General features: G+C 42.7%; 21 protein-coding genes. 3 read left to right on the top strand and 18 right to left on the bottom strand.

Translation table 11 applies throughout. From position 1 onward, the window contains the following. Window positions 1-185: 185 nt before the first annotated feature. From ACYVLS_RS07900 to ACYVLS_RS07890, 3 genes are all read right to left on the bottom strand, one after another. Complete coding sequence (locus tag ACYVLS_RS07900) at window positions 186-602, bottom strand: pyridoxamine 5'-phosphate oxidase family protein (RefSeq protein ID WP_460323330.1); 417 nt, start codon at window positions 600-602, stop codon at window positions 186-188. A gap of 525 nt (window positions 603-1127) precedes the next feature. Continuing rightward, the gene (locus ACYVLS_RS07895) at window positions 1128-1313 is read right to left on the bottom strand and encodes a hypothetical protein (protein ID WP_460323328.1); all 186 of its coding nucleotides are present in this window, start codon (window positions 1311-1313) and stop codon (window positions 1128-1130) included. Window positions 1314-1403: 90 nt separating this feature from the next. After that, window positions 1404-2057: a YczE/YyaS/YitT family protein gene (locus ACYVLS_RS07890; protein WP_460323326.1), complete on the bottom strand. Its 654-nt coding sequence runs from the start codon at window positions 2055-2057 to the stop codon at window positions 1404-1406. A 230-nt stretch (window positions 2058-2287) separates the two neighbouring features. Between ACYVLS_RS07890 and ACYVLS_RS07885 the strand changes: the two genes are divergently transcribed. Then, the gene (locus ACYVLS_RS07885; protein ID WP_460323324.1) at window positions 2288-2806 is read left to right on the top strand and encodes a GNAT family N-acetyltransferase; all 519 of its coding nucleotides are present in this window, start codon (window positions 2288-2290) and stop codon (window positions 2804-2806) included. Between the two features lie 106 nt (window positions 2807-2912). Then, the gene (gene yghU / locus ACYVLS_RS07880; RefSeq protein WP_460323322.1) at window positions 2913-3698 is read left to right on the top strand and encodes a glutathione-dependent disulfide-bond oxidoreductase; all 786 of its coding nucleotides are present in this window, start codon (window positions 2913-2915) and stop codon (window positions 3696-3698) included. Between the two features lie 46 nt (window positions 3699-3744). Here yghU and ACYVLS_RS07875 read toward each other — a convergent pair whose 3' ends face one another. From ACYVLS_RS07875 to ACYVLS_RS07805, 15 genes are all read right to left on the bottom strand, one after another. After that, window positions 3745-4656 (bottom strand): GRP family sugar transporter, encoded by a 912-nt coding sequence (locus tag ACYVLS_RS07875; RefSeq protein WP_460323320.1) that lies wholly within the window; start codon window positions 4654-4656, stop codon window positions 3745-3747. Window positions 4657-4887: 231 nt separating this feature from the next. Then, on the bottom strand, window positions 4888-5112 hold the full coding sequence (mazE, locus tag ACYVLS_RS07870) for a type II toxin-antitoxin system PemI/MazE family antitoxin (RefSeq protein WP_460323318.1): 225 nt from the start codon (window positions 5110-5112) through the stop codon (window positions 4888-4890). Between the two features lie 122 nt (window positions 5113-5234). Continuing rightward, window positions 5235-6629 (bottom strand): Fe-S cluster assembly protein SufB, encoded by a 1395-nt coding sequence (gene sufB / locus ACYVLS_RS07865; RefSeq protein WP_460323316.1) that lies wholly within the window; start codon window positions 6627-6629, stop codon window positions 5235-5237. Window positions 6630-6685: 56 nt separating this feature from the next. Beyond that, entirely contained in the window at window positions 6686-7150 is a 465-nt protein-coding gene (gene sufU, locus ACYVLS_RS07860; RefSeq protein ID WP_460323314.1) for a Fe-S cluster assembly sulfur transfer protein SufU, read from the bottom strand. After that, the gene (locus ACYVLS_RS07855; protein ID WP_460323312.1) at window positions 7137-8375 is read right to left on the bottom strand and encodes a cysteine desulfurase; all 1239 of its coding nucleotides are present in this window, start codon (window positions 8373-8375) and stop codon (window positions 7137-7139) included. Before ACYVLS_RS07855 ends, sufU begins: the two co-directional genes overlap by 14 nt. Then, window positions 8372-9670 (bottom strand): Fe-S cluster assembly protein SufD, encoded by a 1299-nt coding sequence (gene sufD / locus ACYVLS_RS07850; protein WP_460323310.1) that lies wholly within the window; start codon window positions 9668-9670, stop codon window positions 8372-8374. Before sufD ends, ACYVLS_RS07855 begins: the two co-directional genes overlap by 4 nt. A 21-nt stretch (window positions 9671-9691) precedes the next feature. Further along, a complete protein-coding gene (sufC, locus tag ACYVLS_RS07845; protein ID WP_460323308.1) occupies window positions 9692-10465 on the bottom strand; it encodes a Fe-S cluster assembly ATPase SufC in 774 nt (257 codons plus the stop codon). Window positions 10466-10738: 273 nt separating this feature from the next. After that, window positions 10739-11893, bottom strand: a complete 1155-nt coding sequence (locus tag ACYVLS_RS07840; protein WP_460323331.1) for a phospholipase D-like domain-containing protein — start codon at window positions 11891-11893, stop codon at window positions 10739-10741. 746 nt (window positions 11894-12639) lie between these two features. Continuing rightward, window positions 12640-13278 (bottom strand): thiamine phosphate synthase, encoded by a 639-nt coding sequence (gene thiE, locus ACYVLS_RS07835; RefSeq protein ID WP_460323306.1) that lies wholly within the window; start codon window positions 13276-13278, stop codon window positions 12640-12642. Then, complete coding sequence (thiD, locus tag ACYVLS_RS07830; protein ID WP_460323304.1) at window positions 13275-14084, bottom strand: bifunctional hydroxymethylpyrimidine kinase/phosphomethylpyrimidine kinase; 810 nt, start codon at window positions 14082-14084, stop codon at window positions 13275-13277. Before thiD ends, thiE begins: the two co-directional genes overlap by 4 nt. A gap of 280 nt (window positions 14085-14364) precedes the next feature. Beyond that, a complete protein-coding gene (locus ACYVLS_RS07825; protein WP_460323302.1) occupies window positions 14365-14544 on the bottom strand; it encodes a 2-hydroxymuconate tautomerase in 180 nt (59 codons plus the stop codon). A 17-nt stretch (window positions 14545-14561) separates the two neighbouring features. Beyond that, window positions 14562-14918: a glycine cleavage system H family protein gene (locus ACYVLS_RS07820; RefSeq protein WP_460323300.1), complete on the bottom strand. Its 357-nt coding sequence runs from the start codon at window positions 14916-14918 to the stop codon at window positions 14562-14564. Further along, window positions 14915-15283: a Spx/MgsR family RNA polymerase-binding regulatory protein gene (locus tag ACYVLS_RS07815; protein WP_460323297.1), complete on the bottom strand. Its 369-nt coding sequence runs from the start codon at window positions 15281-15283 to the stop codon at window positions 14915-14917. Before ACYVLS_RS07815 ends, ACYVLS_RS07820 begins: the two co-directional genes overlap by 4 nt. Window positions 15284-15387: 104 nt before the next feature. Beyond that, window positions 15388-16428 (bottom strand): YihY/virulence factor BrkB family protein, encoded by a 1041-nt coding sequence (locus ACYVLS_RS07810; protein ID WP_460323295.1) that lies wholly within the window; start codon window positions 16426-16428, stop codon window positions 15388-15390. A gap of 119 nt (window positions 16429-16547) precedes the next feature. Further along, complete coding sequence (locus tag ACYVLS_RS07805) at window positions 16548-16778, bottom strand: DUF2969 family protein (protein WP_460323293.1); 231 nt, start codon at window positions 16776-16778, stop codon at window positions 16548-16550. A 164-nt stretch (window positions 16779-16942) separates the two neighbouring features. On the opposite strand from ACYVLS_RS07805, the gene ACYVLS_RS07800 reads away from it, so the two are divergent. Continuing rightward, the gene (locus tag ACYVLS_RS07800) at window positions 16943-17833 is read left to right on the top strand and encodes a fumarylacetoacetate hydrolase family protein (protein WP_460323290.1); all 891 of its coding nucleotides are present in this window, start codon (window positions 16943-16945) and stop codon (window positions 17831-17833) included. Window positions 17834-17900 lie beyond the last annotated feature (67 nt).

Here is a 17900-nt window from a genome sequence, read left to right as displayed (position 1 = left end):
AATTCTTTTCTTTACCATATGTTTATAATACCCTTACAATCCCTCTCTTTTCAAATCAACTGATTGTCACTTGCGATTGAGGTGATGGGCTTTCTAAAAGGTAAAACTTTATACTTTCCTATACTATTAAAAAGAAGAAAGACGGTCAGCCGTCTTTCCTCCTCTACTTAAAATATTAACTAGCTTTATAATTCAATAGGCGTACTCTTTTCGCCTTTATTTTCCTTCAAAGTGACACTAATGGGGCTCAATTTCAGCACGAGAATATTGGGATCGTCTTTTCCAGAATACTGATTATCCATATAGTCATTCCATGCATGGTCAATAATTTCTGAATCCTGAGTCGTCGACACTTTTGCCTCTATTTCAACGTAATCCTTATCGAAAACACCTTCTGTGTACCCTAAAAGAATGAAGGCATGTGGATTTTCTTCAATATCTTCCACTTTTTCTGTCCGTTTATCCGTGATGGTATATAAAACAAATTCTTCGCTGTAAAAGGACATATATCTGGCTACTGGTTTATTTCCCGAGACTGTAGCCAGTACCCCCACATCATTTTTAGACATAATCTTCAATGCTTTGTCTTTAACCTCTGACATTATTTACAACTCCTTATTGGTTTGTTTACACTATGACAGAGAAAAAACGGTCACGCAAAGATTATGTCTTATAGCTAAATTAAAGAATTCCAGACTGCTTTATTATATTCAGATCAGCTCTTTACGACTACACTCATGGTTGAGCAGCTACTCAACTCAGATTATCAGAGGAGTTACGGGTGAACTACTTGTTGCCCGGGACTCATGGTGTCTAGCGAAATGAGCTACCGGTGAAAGCTCTTTTGACCAGTAGCTGAAGATAAGTTTAACTATGAGTTCCGGGTGTAACACCCTTTGCCCAGTCACTCAGATTAAAAAAATCTTTGAGCACGGCTGTAATGGCTATTGACCCCTTGCTCAGATGTTTTTAATTACTGAGTTAATACTGAAAAAACATTAGACCCTTAACCCGCAAGCCTCCCTCTCTTGAGTTCCTTAGTAAATCGTTTGAACTGAATAAAGATCTTTGCGATAGTCCAGACGTGCGGATCGGCACGTCTGTTCATTATCAAAAAAAAGACCCCCTTAGGAGTCCTTCAATTGTGATTCAAGTGAATTGATTTCCAGCTCCAGCTGCTCTATTTCTTCATCCAGTTCAACATTAGCATACGGGCCTGTCCCTACTTCTACATCTTGCTTGTTTTGACTACGCAGCTTTTTTAATGTGTCTTTTCTTTCAGCCAGTTTAGTTTCTAATTCGTTCTTCTCCATGATTGTCCCCTTTTTATTTTTAGTATAATAAAATTTATTTTTTGAGGACAGAATTCAGACTTGTGATTACAAGTTAGACATCAAGAAAATTTAAACTCTTACTTCTTCCACAATTCCTTTTTTGGTCAATACTGGATGAACTTTGCTGATGAAAAAGCCCATCAGAGGACTGAACAGAAGCATGCCAATCACAGTTCCTTCCCTAACAGCCGGTGACAGGCCAAAGACAAAGGTCAATCCCACAGAAACAGCTATGAACAGAATGTCCGCTAGTTGTCTGATAACTGCGAATTTAATTGGTAATTTTTTTGTTAAGGCCAGGCAAAGACTTTCGATTGGAAAGGTCACGAGATTTAAGGTCATAACCATGCTGACAGAAAAACTAGCCAAAATTAACGCTAGAATATAAACCAGCATCGAACCAGCATAAGTGCTAAACTCAACGGCCGCAAACAAATCATAGTAGAAAAAATTGACGAGCATCCCAATCAGTATACTCAAAGGAATTTGTAGAAAGCGGGTAAAACCAAAATTTTTCTTCAATATAATAAATTGCCCGATTACAAATGTCAGATTTAAACTCATAGCAATCGTTCCGATTCTAATGCCGGATAGAACAGACAAGGACTGAGTAGCTGCGTCAAAAGCACCTACTCCAACAGAAGCCTTCAGCATAAATGTGATAGCCAACGCAACTGCTGCAGAAAATAAAGACAATAACGCGTAACCTTTATAGTTGATCATTTTTTTCATCTCCATTTAGTTATGTAAGAAGTTCATTCAAGGGACAATTATAATGAGCTGTTAAACGTCTAAGGCATTGTGGTACTCAAACACCGTACAATTAGTATATACTTTTAACTGTGCAAAGCAAGTTCAACACTACCTATCGTACTTGAAATAAAGGCTTGTGGGCTCTACAATTAAAAGGATTATGCAAAGAGAGTCACAATAGAATTCAGGAGGAGATTTTTATGGAACAGAGAGTGTATTTAAAACCAATTGAGAAAGAAGATATCGACTACTTGCTGACCTTGTGGAAAAACCCGGATATCATGGATTTCTGGTTCAGCGAACCTTATATGAACAGGGAGAAATTCAATGCCACTTTTGAAGAACGACAAAAAGACCCTTCTCTCAGACAGTTCATTGCTTATGTGAATGAAGACCGCATTGGTTATGCCAATCTTCATCACATCAACTTACGTCACCGCACGGCTGTTTTTGCAGTTATGGTTGATCCTAAGAACCAAGGAAAAGGCTACGCTGAAGAAGTGGTGCGCCGGACGGTTGATTACGGCTTTTACCAGCTTAATTTAAATAAAATTAATCTGGATGTCGTCGACTTTAACGAAAAAGCTGTCTATATTTATGAAAAAGTCGGCTTCAAAGTAGAAGGCAAGCAGGAACAGCAGCTGTTTATACAGGGCGATTATCATACGAGCTTATCAATGGGAATTCTGAGAGACCGTTACCATGCGAATAACTCTTAAATAATATGCTGCACTTGCTCAAGCAAAGTTGCCAGTCATGTGGAATTCTTGTTTCAATAACAAATAATCAGTATACTGACACTATATTACAGAAGGAGCGGATACGATGTCAGATTATGAAGTACCGAACGTATGGGAATGGGATAAAGATGAAAAGAACCAATTTGGTAATCAGCCGGTAGCGGGCAGCCGGTTTGAACAAAAGCTACCAGTTGGAGACGCCCCTCACCAGTTGTACTCACTGGGCACACCGAACGGCCAGAAAGTGGCCATTATGCTTGAGGAGCTGAAAGAAGCCGGTGTCGAAGGTGCAGACTATGATTTATACAAAATTCATATCGGAGAAGGCGATCAGTTCGGCAGTGATTTTGTTTCCATTAATCCTAATTCTAAAATTCCGGCTATGATGGATTACTCACAGGATGAACCGATTCGCGTTTTTGAATCCGTCAATATCTTGCTTTATTTAGCTGAGAAATTCGACAAGTTCATGCCGCATGATTTGGCTGAAAAAACGGAACTGATGAACTGGCTGTTTTGGCAAACCGGTGCAGCTCCTTATGTCGGCGGCGGCTTCGGTCACTTTTACGCTTATGCACCGACTAAGCAGGAGTATCCAATCAACCGCTTCACGATGGAAACAAAACGCCAGCTGGATCTTTTAGACAGACACCTGGCAGACAAAGATTACATCAACGGTGCCGAGTACTCCATAGCCGATATGGCAATCTGGCCATGGTACGGCCGTCTTGTTCAAGGCGCCTTGTACGGCGATGCAGCTACATTCCTAAAGGCAGATGAGTATACTAACCTGAAAGCATGGGCTGACCGGGTCGGTGAACGACCTGCCGTCAAGCGTGGCCTGGACGCTGAGTATAAAGACATTAAATAATTTATAAAGGTAAAAGCGTAGAGCTGATTTAGACTCTACGCTTTTATTATGCATTAATAAGGATGAGAGCAATAATCGTCATGGCTATAGCAACCTGATTCTTCCGGGCAAGCGTTTCTCTATAAATGAGCAGTCCCCCTAGATTTATCAGCACAATGCTGCCGGCACTATAGATCGGGAAAGCGACCGAGGTCCTGACCGTCTCCAGTGACATAATCAAAAAGTAAGAGGAAAAGAGATTCGGAATTCCTACCATAAAACCGGTCAGGATATCTTTTTTTGTTACCTTTACTTTTTTGTTCGCTGTATAGGTTACACTGATAATAAAGGCGACAAAAAATATGGTGAAGAGAAAGATATCTTTGTAATCATTCAAGGCATACTGCTGATAAATTTTATTGGAAAACTCTGCCATTCCCCCGAAGACAAACAACAACAGAACAGTCGGCTTGAAATCGAACTTTTTAATAGACTGTTTCGATAAGTTAACCACCACGATGGAAATCATAGATAATACAATCCCCACCCACTGAATCGACGTTGGATACTCTCTCCAGATAATGATGGAGAAAATCATTGGAATAAGAATGCCCAGCTTGCCAAATGTCCCCGATATGCCTACCCCATTATCTTTCACACTTTTCTGGTAAAAAATAAAGGAAAGAAAGAAGAACACACCAGCCAAGGCTCCCACGCTGACTCCCCAGACAATACTGGAAAAAGGACTCAGTAGATACTGATTATTCCCCAGCATTAAGCTGACTTCTTCAGTAAAAGCTGTTTCTCTACTCACCCCAGTCAACAAACCCTGATAAAAAATCATAAATAAACTCGTCATAAAGGCAATAAAGTAGTTTGAGCTGGTAATGACATAACGATTGGTATTGCTCGTTTCCGTGTATTTAAAAATAAGGCCAATTGATGCACTGCATAAGACAGCTAAAAATAAATAAAACATAAATCCCCCTTGCTAGGAAAGTCTATTTAGGCTGACAATGTGAAAGCTTCCCTCGTTCGTTTTCAAGTATACCATTTAATGCAAGGTGTGAGATTATAATTTTAAATAGCTGTCAAAAAAGCACGACCAACATTCAAAAAGAATGGGTGCCATGCTTTTACTTCATTATCCGTCAGTCACCCATCAAGTCATCAAAAGAGAATATACTGCTGACGATTTGAGTCATCAATATCAGTCTTCTTCTCTTCCGACTAACTCTTTATCCTCTTCAAACTCATCATCAAATCGAAGGTCTTCATCCTTATCCAAAGCTTGTTTAAATATATTCTCCACTTTTGGAACAAAGGTGATACTGCCCATTTCACCTTTAATTGCCACAAATTCCTGATGGGGTTCAATATTGAATTTTGTTGGGACAGTCAAAACAATTGCATTTCCTTGTTTTATAGCTTTCATCTCAGTTCACCCTCTCTGCTGGTTTCAAGTTCATTATATCAGCAGGTCTTGTAAATACAAGGTAACTATTTATTAAATAAAAAAGAAGCGAAGACTTTTACATCTTCGCTTCCTTATAACTATTAACCCACTGACCCTTCCATCTCATAAGAAATGAGACGGTTAAGTTCAACGGCGTATTCCATTGGGAGTTCTTTGGTAAAGGGTTCAACAAAGCCCATGACAATCATTTCTGTCGCGGTTTCTTCGTCGAGTCCTCTACTCATCAAGTAGTAAAGCTGTTCTTCAGAAATCTTCGAAACTTTCGCTTCGTGTTCCAGTGCCACGTTTGAGTTGTGAATCTCATTGAATGGAATGGTATCTGATGACGACAGTTCATCCATAATGATGGTGTCACACTCGATGTGGGAAATGGAACCGGCAGAATCTTTTCCGAAGGTAACTTGTCCACGGTAGTTTACGGCTCCGCCATCTTTAGCGATGGATTTGGAGACGATTGAACTGGATGTGTTCGGTGCATTGTGAATCATTTTAGCACCAGTATCCTGAACTTGTCCTTCTCCGGCCATAGCGATGGACATGGTTGTCCCACGCGCGCCGCGTCCGTTCAAGTGGATACTTGGGTATTTCATGGTTGTTTTGGCACCAAGGTTACCGTCAATCCATTCAACCGTTGCGCCTTCTGCAGCGTGAGCACGTTTTGTAACCAAGTTGTACACGTTATCTGACCAGTTCTGGATAGTCGTGTAACGGCAGTAAGCGTCTTTTTTAACGATGATTTCTACAACCGCTGCGTGAAGCGAGCTGGATGAGAATGTCGGTGCGGTACACCCTTCAACGTAGTGGACACTTGCGCCTTCGTCTACAACAATCAGGGTACGCTCGAACTGACCCATCATTTCGTTGTTGATACGGAAATACATCTGCAGGGGAACATCACATTTAACGCCTTTAGGGACGTAAATGAAAGTTCCACCAGACCAGACTGAAGAGTTCAGTGCAGCCAGCTTGTTGTCAGTTGGTGGTACAACAGTCCCAAAATGCTCTTTAAAGATTTTAGGGTATTCTTTCAAAGCTGTATCGGTATCAGTAAAGACGATACCCAGCTTCTCGAATTCCTCTTTCATGTTGTGGTAAACCACTTCTGATTCATACTGAGCCCCTGATCCCGCAAGGAATTGACGTTCCGCTTCTGGAACACCTAGACGGTCAAAGGTTTCTTTAATTTTATCAGGCACATCATCCCAGCTGCGGGCAGGTGCATCACTTGCTTTACGGTAGTACGTATAGTTGTCGAAATCGACATCTGACAAGTCAGCTCCCCACTCCGGCATTGGACGGGATTTATAGTGCTCATAGGATTTCATACGGTAGTCCAGCATCCACTCAGGTTCTTCTTTACGAGCAGAAATGTCACGGATAATATCTTCGTTCAACCCTTTACCCGTATCATAAACTGACTCGACATCATCATGGAAGCCGTACTTGTATTCATTTTTTTCTGGTACTTGAGTCATGTAACTTTCCCCTTTCCTACATGTTTCTCTACATTCAATTCAGCCTTTTTGCTGATTTAGTCGTGTTTGAGTTGTCCGTCTACGCCAGTGCCGTCCGTTTCCAGAGCTTTTTCAAGCGCCTTCCAGGACAAAGTTGCACATTTGATGCGGGCCGGGAATTTGGAGACGCCTGAAAGCATCATCGCATCGCCCAGTTCCTTTTGGTGAACGGCTTCTTTTCCCTGAACCACACCTGAAAATTCGTCAGCCAGCATTAATGCTTCTTCAACAGTCTTGCCGAGAATGGCTTCGGTCATCATACTGGCACTGGACATGGAAATGGTACAGCCACTGCCGTCAAAACGGACATCTTTAATTTTATTGTCTTCAATAGCGAGTTGAACCTGGATAACGTCCCCACATGTCGGATTTTTCAATTCGATTTGAGTGGTCGCTTCGTCCAGCACCCCCTGCTTTCTCGGATGCTTGGAGTGGTCCAGAATCACTGCGCGATATAACTGATCTAATTTAGTCAAGGCCATGTAAGAAAAACTCCTTCGTGGCTTTCAGTGCCTCTACGAATTTGTCTGCATCAGCTAAGGTGTTGTACAAGTAAAAACTTGCACGAGCTGTTGCAGGCTGATTCAGGTAGTTCATCAAAGGCTGGGCACAATGATGGCCTGCTCTGACAGCGACCCCTTCCATATCCATTGCCGTGGCAACGTCATGCGGGTGAACACCGTCAATGTTAAAGGCAATCACACCTGTACGGTCTTCGGCTTTGTGCGGACCGAACAGTGTCAGACCTTCAATTTCCTCCAGCTTCGGCATCAAGTACGCCACCAGATTTTGTTCATGGTCCATTATCTCACTCATGCCGATATTTTCCAAGTAATCAATGGCAGCACCTAAGCCAATCGCACCGGAAATATTTGGCGTACCGGCTTCAAATTTCCAAGGCAGTTCTTTCCAGGTGCTGTCCAGCAGTTCGACAAAGTCAATCATTTCGCCGCCATACTCGACAGGTTCCATCTGTTCCAGCCACTGACGCTTGCCGTAAAGCACACCAATACCCGTCGGAGCCATCATTTTGTGGCCACTAAAGGCATAGAAGTCAGCATCCAGTTCCTGAACGTCAACAGGCATGTGCGGGACAGCTTGTGCACCATCCACCACCAGCAAGCCGCCTTTACTATGGACATAGTCAGCAATTTTTCTAATCGGATTCACAACACCCAGCACATTTGAGACATGCGCCAGGGAGACAATTTTTGTCTTGTCGGTAATCTTGTTTTCCAAATCTTCCCAATCCAGCATGCCTTCGTCAGTGAGTTCGATATATTTCAGTATCGCTCCCTTACGTTTGGCAAGCTGCTGCCACGGGATGATGTTGGAGTGATGTTCCATAAAGGAAATCACGATTTCATCGCCAGGCATAACGACCAGGTTGCCCAGACTCTCAGCAAGCCAGTTCAGACTGGTTGTTGTTCCTCTCGTTAACAGAACTTCGGCTGTCTCCGGCGCATTGATGAAGCGACGGACTTTTTCACGAGCCCCTTCAAATTGCGTGGTGGCCCTTTCCGCCAGCGTATGCACACCTCGGTGCACATTGGCATTGGAGGTTTGGTAGTACGCCTCAACTGCTTTCAGGACGGCTTCAGGCTTCTGAGTGGTTGCGGCATTGTCTAGATAAACTAACGGCTCATCATTGACGTGCTGATCCAAGATTTTAAAGTCTTTTTTCAGCTCTTCATATGGCACGGTCATCTGGAGGTCAGCTTCCTTTCGATTGTGTGAACGAGGTCGTCACGCATGCTCTTCATCGGTATCGCAGAAATTACTTTACCTAAGAAGCCACGAATAACCAATCGTTCTGCCTCGGATTGTTCAATTCCTCTGCTCATTAAATAGTACATTTCTTCCGGATCCACACGTCCTACACTGGCCGCGTGTCCCGCTGTTACTTCGTTTTCCTGAATTAACAAAATAGGGTTCGCATCGCCGCGGGCTTTATCAGACAGCATTAAGACGCGTGACTCCTGCTGAGCATCTGCTCCTTTTGCGCCTTTGACAATGTGTCCGATTCCGTTAAAGGTCAAGGTTGCACGGTCTAAAATAACGCCGTGCTGGAAGATGTTTCCTTCCGTATTGTTTCCGTAGTTAACGACGTTTGAATCGATAACTTGAGTTTGACGGCCGCTGCTGATTCCAACAGCTTTCAAATCGGTTGATGAACCTTCACCAACGAGGTCTGTATCAAAGTCACAGACAACGTTACCAGAGTTCATCACACCAATAGCCCAGTCAATCGTGGAATCTCTGTGTGTATAGCCTTTACGGTTAAAGTAAACGGTTGAGTTCAACCCTAACTGATCGACCGCGCTGAATTTCACTTGTGCGCCAGGTTTCGTTACGACTTCTACAGCAATATTTGCCGAGTTCTTTTCGTCACCTTTAGTCATGAATTTTTCAACATAGTTAAAGTTTGAATGCGTGTCTGCATAAATCAGAACGTGCTTCACAAAGGAATCTTCAACCAAACTATTTTGAATGAATACAGCTTCCAGCGGCTCTTCAATTTCCAGATTTTTTGGTACATATAAAAATAGTCCGGAGTTCATAAAAGCAGCGTGGAAAGCGGTAATTTTGTTGCTTTCTGGCTTGATTGCTTTAGCCATGTAGGCTTCTTTAACCAAATCCGGGTGCTCTCTGAGTGCGGTATGCAGATCAGTAAAGATAACCCCTTTTTCTTTCAGCGATTCTGGTAATGTTTCAATCACTGTTTCGTTTCCTGTCTGAATTACGCGTGCTGCATCTGCCTTGTCTTCCACAAATTCAAAGGGGTCGACAGTCTTGGCAGCGGGTGCGCCCGTTAGGTTCGGTACTTGCCAAAGTGGCCAGCGGTTGTATCTCAATCGCTCGATTACCGGCAATTCCAGGTTGTCTATTTGTTCCAGTGCGCTCAGACGCATTTCAAGCATCCACTCAGGTTCTTGTAGTCCTTTAGAGAAGGCTTTTAATGCATCGCTGTAACTTACAAAATCTTTCGTCTTTGTTGCCATAAGTCAGGGCCTCCTCAAAAATTAGTCTTCTTCTATTTCAATGTCTAATCCTAATTCTTCCATTAGACCTTTATATCCTTCGGCTTCAAGCTGCTTAGCAAGCTCTGCTCCACCAGTTTTGACTACGCGTCCATCCATCATGATGTGAACCACGTCTGGTGTAATGTAGTTTAACAAACGCTGATAGTGCGTGATGATGAGTGAGCCGAAGCCTTCTCCACGCATCGCGTTTACGCCTGTTGAAACAACTTGCAGGGCGTCAATATCCAGTCCTGAGTCAATTTCATCCAGAATGGCAAAAGTTGGTTCAATCATCATTAACTGAAGAATTTCGTTACGTTTCTTCTCTCCACCGGAGAATCCTTCATTCAGATAACGTTCAGCCATTTCTTCCGGCATGTCCAGAACAGCCATTTTTTCATCGAGCTTATTAATGAAGTCCATAACGCCCATTTTGTCGTCTTCATCTCTTCTTGAGTTGATTGCTGCACGCATGAATTCAGCGTTTGTAATCCCAGCAATTTCACTTGGGTACTGTACAGCTAAGAATAGACCGGCACGTGCACGTTCGTCGACTTCCATCTCCAAAACGTTTTCTCCGTCTAAAAGTACTTCACCTTCTGTTACTTCATAACTTGGGTGACCCATGATAGCGGCTGACAAGGTAGATTTCCCTGTTCCGTTTGGTCCCATGATTGCATGGATTTCACCTGTCTGCATTTTAAGGTTAACACCTTTAAGAATTTCTTTGTCCTCAATGGATACATGTAGGTTCTTGATTTCTAATACGGCCATTATGTACCTTCCTTTTCTACTTGTATTTTTTTGAGCATTGACGGCTAAACTTTCTAATTTAACTGTCATGCTTACAGTGTTTAATTTTAGTCTAATTGAGAATGTTAATCAAGTTTTCTTTCGCTTTTTGCTTGATATTTCTGGAAAAAGCCTAAAGCAAAGCGATTACTAGATTATAAAAATTATTATCTATAAAAAACAGCCACCCGACTATAAATCGGATGACTGTTCTGCACTAAAAGGCTGTGTGATTGCTTGGTTTTTATTCTGTTGTTAAAGTAGACTCTCCAGCATCCAGGCCAGTGGTCTGAGAGCAGGTATGAGGATACGCTGCCTCCAGACAGCATCTTTTACATCTGTCTTTTCACCGGGCACCTTGGATCCATCAGCATCAAAGCGGACACTTTTCTTCAGATAACTTTCCTCTGCCTCATCGAGAATCTGCCGGGCCAGTTCTTCACTGTCCAAAACAATCATTGACTCGGTACTCAACCAGGTACTTCTGGCATCAAAGTTAAAGGCACCCACTGCGCTGATTTGTTCATCCACCACCATTGTCTTCATATGAAGTGACGACTCTTTCGGCTGGTATTCATGATAGTCCAGAAATGAATCTACAAAAAATTGACGTCTATTTTCTGTTCCTGCCTGCGCTACAGTGTTGGAATTCGTGGACATACCATTCGTCAGAATCGTTCCCTCACTTATAGAGATATCCGCTTCCTCGAGATGACGCCGCATATGTCGGTCCGGAATAACCCAAGGTGNGTTATGAGTGAAAAAGCCGCTGTTAACTTCAACCGACCGCGCTTCCCAGCTTTCCAGATTACTGGTGTACTCTCGTTCTGCCAGTTCTCTCTGGTGCTCCTCATAGGTTTCAATCAGCTCATTATACTGCTCTTCCGCTCTATTCTGTTCCCAGCCAAAGAGCGTGCGGGTATCCTGGCTGTATGCATAGTCACTTTCGAACAGGTCAGTATAGTAAGAACGCATCTGTTCTATCAATACATTATCTGCTTCTTCCGGCTTGACGAGAAGCACATCCCTGTCATAGGAATACCCGACGTCTTCTCCGGTTCTTTCGTAATACAAATCGCCGACATTACGTCCGCCGACAATCGCATATTCCCCATCGACAATCAGCAGCTTATCATGCAGGCGGTTATTCAGTCGCCACGGGGCAATAAATACCGAAGCGACCGGTTCATATAATTTCAGCTCAATATTAGGGTGATCATTAAACGCGCGCAGCACATCACGATCTTCGCCACGTACACCATGGAACAGACCATCCAGTAGATAGCGTACTTCAACCCCGCGGTCGGCAGCCGCCATTATGTAAGAATAAAAAAGCTGCACACTTTCGCCATCTTCCATATAGAAATAGGATACCTCAATTGACTTTTCTGCCTGATCAATAATGTCCATTCGGGCACCGAAGGCCTCCAGACCGTATTCCAGTAAAGCGACTCGTTCCTCTGTTTCGTAAAATTCCACTTCTCTTTCTACCAGATCTGGCGGCGTACTTAATACTGGAAACACCACTGCTCCAGCAATAAAATAAAGCACATATAGACCGACCAGCCCTCCAGCTAGTTTGACAGCCTGTTTTAACTGCGCTGTTTTTCCTTTTTTCATCTGATTTCCCCACATTCTCTGTAACTTACCCTTTCATTTTACATTATTTAACGTAAAATAACACTTCATACTGACTAGAGTAAGCTGTTCTCCTGTTAGACAGTGTGCTTAATTTAATGTGTGACCATAAGAGACTGTATACTGCTATCCTTATAGCGGGTCAACTCACAGCAATAAATTGACTTGAGTATGCACGTAAACGATTTAGCGTTTGCAGTCGTCTTATAAAACTGATTGAGTTTGATCGTAAAGAAACTAGCCTTTATTCTCGGACGATGAAAACACTCGAGTCTGCACATAAGCGAATTAACGTTCATTCTCGCGCTAAACCATTACTCGAGTCTCCATGAGAGCGGGCTAATATGTATGGGAAAATAAAAATGCATTCTGTCCGCTGCTTCTTTAATCAGAAGACGAACGAGACATGCATTTTTATTGAAGGGATAATTTAAGCTTCGAAATCTTTAGCGTTTCAGTTTTTCTACAGTAATTGCTGCAGCTTTCTCACCTAAGCTGTAAGGCTCATACATTTGACCTTATTTTAATCCTTCGACAGCCTCTCTTACGGAAGGTGCAGAAGCGATGGCTGACACTACCGCTATGCCGTCCACTCCAGTTTGTCTGACTTCAGCTGCATTGGACAAGTCAATCCCTCCAATAGCAACAGCCGGCAATGTATGATTGTGCATTCCTTGTCTTATGCCTTCCAGACCAATCACATCCTCGTGATCCGCTTTAGAGCGTGGTATAAATGCTGGACCGATTCCTGCATAATCCAGACCACTGACTTTTTCAGCCGCTCGGTACTCTTCAACAGAGTTAGTCGAGAGTCCAATAATATAGTCTTCGCCACACTCTCGGATAACTTCCTCTACTGGTGTATCACCCTGCCCAACGTGTATCCCATCAGCCTTAAGTTCCTGAGCCAGTTTGATGTCATCATTTACAATAAATGGGACCCCATACTGTCTACAGAGAAGCTGGCACGTTTGAGCCATCAGTCTGTATTCTTTTGGCTGATTCTCTAAACTGCCCAATCCTTTTTCTCTAAACTGAAAGCAGGTAATACCTGCCTGCAGCGCTTCTTCAAGAATTGTCTGCAGTGTTCGCCCCTTACAATCCTGTGTACCGGCAATAAAATAAAGGGAGAGTTTTTCTTTTATAGTGTCTTTCATTGCTTTTCCTTTCTATAAGCCCAATGGTTCGTCGGCCCATGACCGTGTCCGATGTCCAGACCGTGTTTAATCGCTGCCTGTATATAAGCTTTAGCTGTTCTGACGGCTTCTTCAACTGATTGGCCTTTCCCAAGCTCCGCGGCAATACAGGCTGAAAAAGTACAGCCGGTCCCATGTGTGTCTTTTGTATCTATGCGCTCTGTACTCAACCAGATTACTTCACCGTTTTCCAGCAGCAGCAAATCTTCTGCCTTTTCCTTGTCGACTGCATGGCCGCCTTTAATGACAATATTTTTGCTTCCCTTATCCCGGAGCTGCTGTGCTGCTTTAAGCATGTCTTCTTTGGCTTCAATCTTTATTCCCGTTAATGCCTCCGCTTCAGGGATGTTGGGTGTGATGACATGAGCTAAAGGCGCGAGGGTATCTTTCATCACTTGAATGGCTGTTTCTTCCATCAGAGAATGCCCACCTTTTGCTATCATGACCGGATCGATAACGAGAGGAACTGAAAAAACGTTACTGTAGACTTCACTGATTAGCTTCATATAATCGCCATTGACCAGCATGCCCGTCTTGATGGCAGATATTGTAAAGTCTGAAAAAACGGCTTCCCACTGGTCACGGACAGACTCTACTGGTACCGGGTGTACAGCTTGAACCCCCAGTGTATTTTGTGCTGTGACTGCCGTAATGACGGATAAACCGAAAACATCCCGTTCCTGAAATGTCTTGAGATCCGCTTGTATTCCCGCTCCTCCTCCGCTGTCACTGCCTGCAATGGTTAAAACTTGTGGTATCTGAGTCATTGGTTTGTCCTTTCTATGTTTAGCTGATAATAATTGTCAGTTAATGGTACTTCATTTAATATCTACTGGAAAACAAAAAACTCCCACTAAAATAGTGGAAGTGGAGTTGAACGTCTGCCTGGACAGACGTTTCCTTTTAGTCATCTTGCCTCCGCTAGCACTAACTAGGTCAGGTCACGGGTCAGGTCTTACCTTTCTCAGCTTATATGCTCCCCCGATGAGTCGATTGTAGTGTTAAAAATATTTTATCGTTTCGTTTATCCTATTGAGCAGGATATTATTATCCGTGGTAATTGCCTTTTGTGGCAATGTTTTCTTTCTTTATCTCATTGATGATGACGGTAACGGCTTCTTTCGGTGCACCGGTATGTGTCTCAACAGCCTTTACCATATCTTTGATCAAGTTCTCTTTCTGGTCTTTTGAACGGCCTTCAAGCATGTCAACGTGTACGATTGGCATAAACGTCACTCCTTTCTTTATTCTTCAAATGCTTCATTCTTCAAACTGTTAAACGCCTCTTTTGAAAAACCGGAAATATCCAGCAGCCAGTTTTTCATTCTGTCTGTTGCATTCAACAGTTCGGGTGAATCTTCGATTTCCTCGTTTACTGCTGTAACAGTCAAATCAAAGGGTGCAGTCAGTTCCGTTACTGCTTTTGCTCCTTCTACATTTACAATGGGCTCTCCTTTTAAAAGCTCTCCGGGAGCAGCGCTTAACTCGGCAAACATCACTTCACCTACATCATCCTGTCCTTTTTCGGATAAGCCGATGCGGTAGTCACTTTCTCCAGTCTGCTCAAACCATAATCCATTCGGATGGTACTTAATCGTCATACTCTTTCTCCTTTATTTACCCAGACTCGCTCGTATTCTTCTGCCTTGAAACCAGATGTGTAGACATTTCCCGATATGGCAAACGGGCGCTTAACGACCATTCCGTTGGAGGATAGCCACTCTGCAGCTTCTTCTGTTGTCATGTCAGGTAATTTGTCTTTCAGATTGTTTTCTCTATAAACATTCCCGCTTGTATTAAAGAACGATTTCAGTGTGCGGTCAGTTTGAGATAATATCTGAAGCCAGCTCTCTTTATCAAGAGATTCTTCAAGTAAGTTTTTTTCTTCATAATGAACGGCGTGCTCGTCTAAAAAAGCTTTTGCCTTTTTGCATGTCGAGCAGCGCGGATGACAATAAAAATCCATAGCCTTCCTCCTTGTATTCTCTTTTCATTATAGACCACTTTCCTAAAAGAAAAAAGAGGAATCAATTAGCTGATTCCTCTTAGTCCTATTTTTGGATAAACAGATTAGTCATCCTTCAGATCCTGACCGATCTGGTCCCATTCTTCCTGTTCTTTTTCTTTCAGCTTGTTTACTTTAAACAGCTTGCGCTTCAGAATTACCGTTTCGGCTTCACTCGGATAGCCTGTCCAATCTGAATCCTGCATTTTTTTCTCATTACGTTTGGCTGCTTCATATTCAGGAACAGACATATGATTTTTCCATTCAAAAATAATGGCATTGAGTAAGGCACCCAGCAGGATGACTATACTTGAGAAATACAGGAACAGCATCAAGGCCAGAAAACCACCAAAGGTTGCATTGGTCAGCGCATCATCACTTGCAAGAGATAAGTATATCGAAAACCCTTGGGTCAAAAGCATCCAGCCAATAGTTGAGAAAATTGCTCCTTGATACGAATATCTGAACGTCAAATGATGGTTGGGTACAAACCGGAAGACTACCAGCAATACTGCAAATAGAATAACCAGCAGGATTACCCATCTCAGCAGCAGGAATTCCTGAATAAAGGGAATATCAAAGCCGACTGCGTTTTGAATGAATCCCAGGATGGCTTCGCCGAATACAAATACAAATATCGCAGCACCAATAATCAGCAGAATCCCGATCATGACAAAAAGCGATAATATCCGTCCCACAATAACGTTTTTCTTCTGAACAGACCCATAGACATCATCCAGTACACGTCTGAGAATGGTAATCACTTTACTTGCTGACCAGATAGCCGTCAGCAACCCGAAGGAAATGAATCCCCCACTGGCACTTTCCAGATAGCCTTCGAGAATCGGTTCAATTACATTAAATATGTCCTGGGGTACGAAATCCGCCACCAGCGCCAGTACTTCATTTGTTTCAAGCGGCAGTAAAGGAATGATATTGGCTATCACCAGTAAAAGGGGGAATAGCGACAGCAGAATAAAGAATGCCATCTCTGCACCACTCTGATTCACCGTTGCTCTTTCCCAATTTGACTGAAGAATAGGTATCAGCCTTGCCAGCCTATCTTTAAAAGGTATTTTCTTTTCCAGTTTTTCAACTTTTTCCACAGTATCCCACCTTATCTATCACCTAATCTTTCTTCAATCTTACCATAATACAGCAGGTCTTCCCTATTCATAAGCATTCAAAAAGACCGGACAGATTAACCCTCTGCCCGGCCTTCCTATTATTCGTCGTGTAAATTGTATTCTTCAATAATCAGCTGGATGCCCTCATCAACCGAATGCGCAGTCCGTTTTTTGCCGGATTTAAATTCCACGGTCACGGAGCCTTCTTCTTGATGATACACTCTTCCGATAACTTTTTTTCTTACAAGCAGTTCCAGTTCAGTTGTGTTTTTACTTGAACCGGCTACTTCGTTAATCTCCACTTCGATGTTCTTATTTCGCTTACTCATTTTATATTCCTCCACTATGTTGACTCTATCTTGTTCCATAAGTTTACTAAAAACAGACTGACAGCACAAGTTAATAATTTGTGTTGAATATAACAATCCTTATTTTTGTTATATCCTCATATTTCCCTTATAATCTAACTAGCATAAACAAAGGAGAAATGATCATGAAACTTGTACGCTATTTTAATGACGACCGCTCTACGGAAAAGTTAGGTGTACAATCTGAAAAAGGTGTTATTGCTATCAGCAAATTAGCCGATCATCTCAACTGCAGTGTTCCTCAAACGATGGAGAAACTTCTTGAAAATGCTGAGATATGTCTTGAACAAATAGAAGATGTCTTCAGCCGAGCCGAGGAACTTCACCTTACAATGGAACCTTATACCTTATTTGACAAGTCTATTACCTTACTTCCCATAGTCAAAAAGCCAGAAAAAATATTGTGTGTAGGACAGAATTATGTCGACCACGTTAAAGCGACCGGCGGCGATGTGCCGACCAGTCCAGTTTTCTTCAGTAAATTTGCCAACGCATTAGCTGCACACAACCAGACGATTCCTCTGCCCCCTGCCTATCAGAAAGTCGATTATGAAGGGGAACTGGTTATTGTCATTGGTAAAGAAATGAGCGGCGTCTGCGAAAAAGAAGCAGAAACCGGCATCTTCGGCTTCTCAGTTGGAAATGATGTAAGCGAACGCCAGCTCCAGTTTCAAAGCTCTCAGTGGTTAATCGGAAAATCTTTCGACTTTTTTGCTCCCACGGGCCCAGCCATCATTACTAAAGATGAAATTGAGGATATCTCTCAGCTCAGTATACGAACCTGGTTGAATGGCAATCTGGTACAAGACAGTGCAACAAGTGAAATGATTTTTTCTGTCGGTAAAATTGTCAGTCAGGCAAGCCAGTACATGACGCTGAAACCGGGTGACCTGATATTTACGGGTACACCGAGTGGCGTTATACTCGAACAATCCAACCCAACCTGGCTCAAACCGGGTGATCACGTATCCATCACTATCGATCAGGTAGGGACGCTGACCAATACGTTTCAATAATATTTAACGCGTCACCCCACTCATTATAACTTTAAAAAGCTCCCATTCAGTCGTTTAAACCAACTGA

The organism is Alkalibacterium psychrotolerans, from assembly GCF_054784355.1.
This window is presented reverse-complemented; position numbering and strand designations above follow the sequence as displayed.